The following is a 1,366-nucleotide window of genomic DNA, read 5'->3' as shown; positions in this document are numbered from 1 at the left end:
AGTGGACGTTAAGTCCGATCTTCCTCGGTTCGTGATCGCTCGATCGTGTGACTGATCGCTGGCGGGACCGATGTTCGGCATGGGCATGCTGAGATTCGGGTCATGGACAGAGAGCCGTATCCGAGTGACTTATCGGACGAGCAGTGGGCCTTGCTGGAGCCGATGATCACGGGCTGGAAGCGGGACCGGGTAGCGCGCTCGGCAACCGGCGACCCGGGTTCCTGTGATCTCCGGGAGGTCGTGAACGCGATCTTCTACCAGAACCGGACGGGCTGTCAGTGGCGCTATCTGCCGCATGACCTGCCGTCCTGGTCGGCGGTGTTCTACTACTTCACCCTGTGGCGCCAGGACGGCCTGGACCAGCGGATCCAGGAACTCCTGCGCTGCCAGGTACGGGAGAAGGCCCGCCGATTAGAGGACCCGTCCCTCGTGATCATCGACACCCAGTCCGTGCGTGCGGCTGCCGGTGTCCCGAAGACCACGACCGGACTGGACGCCAACAAGAAGGTGTCGGGCGTCAAGCGCGGACTGGCCGTGGACGTCCTGGGCCTGGTCATCGGCGTGGTCGTCCTGCCGGCCTCCGCCCATGACAACGCCGCTGGCATCGCCCTGCTCGACCAGGCCGCCGAACGTTGCGGGAACCGGCTGGAGAAGGCATTGGTGGACCAGGGCTTCAAGGACGAGGTCGTCATTCACGGGGTGCTGAACGACATCGACGTCGAGGTCGTCCGCCGCAACCCTGACGACCAGGGCAAGGGCTTCGTCCCGCAGCCCAAGCGGTGGATCGTGGAACAGGTCAACGGGACCCTGCTGCTGCACCGGCGGCTGGCCCGCCACTACGACCACCGGCCCGACACCTCCGTCTCGCGCGTCTACTGGGCCTCCACCGCGAACATGGCCCGCCGCCTCACCACGCCGAGCCCCGTCTGGCGCGATGATCTCGGACTGGCAGCGTGAACGTCACCGAACTCCTCGCCGGCCTCCAGGCCCAGCACGAGGCGGCCACCATCCGGGCCCGGGAGATCCAAGAGCAGATCGACCACCTCACCGCCGCCCTGGCCGAGGCCGACACCCGACTCACGGAACTGGACATCGCCCGGAAAGTCATCGCGGAAACCGCCCCAGCAGCAACCGAGCCCAACCCGCCGCAGACCGAGACGAGCACCGCCTACCAAGCCATCGTGAACGCCTTCAACCAGAATCCCGGCCAGGCATTCCGCGCCCGTGAACTGCACGAACTCCTCGACATGCCCACCGACGAAGCAACCGTCAACATCACCCGAAGCCGCCTCGCACGCCTCCTCCGCCAAGGCTTCCTCACCCAACCCGGACGAGGCCGCTATCAGAAACGGACTTAACGTCCACT

At 66.1% G+C, this 1,366-nt stretch carries 2 protein-coding genes; both read left to right on the top strand.

Translation table 11 applies throughout. The features are described from left to right. Positions 1 to 102 precede the first annotated feature (102 nt). Positions 103 to 957, top strand: a complete 855-nt coding sequence (locus tag QNO07_RS27450; RefSeq protein ID WP_283995249.1) for an IS5 family transposase — start codon at positions 103 to 105, stop codon at positions 955 to 957. After that, the gene (locus QNO07_RS27445; protein WP_283995248.1) at positions 954 to 1,358 is read left to right on the top strand and encodes a hypothetical protein; all 405 of its coding nucleotides are present in this window, start codon (positions 954 to 956) and stop codon (positions 1,356 to 1,358) included. The genes QNO07_RS27450 and QNO07_RS27445 overlap by 4 nt, the downstream gene beginning before the upstream one ends. Positions 1,359 to 1,366 lie beyond the last annotated feature (8 nt).

Source organism: Streptomyces sp. 549, from assembly GCF_030124175.1.
Classification (GTDB): domain Bacteria; phylum Actinomycetota; class Actinomycetes; order Streptomycetales; family Streptomycetaceae; genus Streptomyces.
Note: the sequence above shows the minus strand (reverse complement) of the source record. Positions and strands in the feature narration are given on the sequence as shown.

What these genes read in the sequence shown, in the direction of transcription:
- QNO07_RS27450 (WP_283995249.1), top strand. Translation starts at nt 103, where the DNA reads ATGGACAGAGAGCCGTATCCGAGTGACTTATCGGACGAGCAGTGGGCC.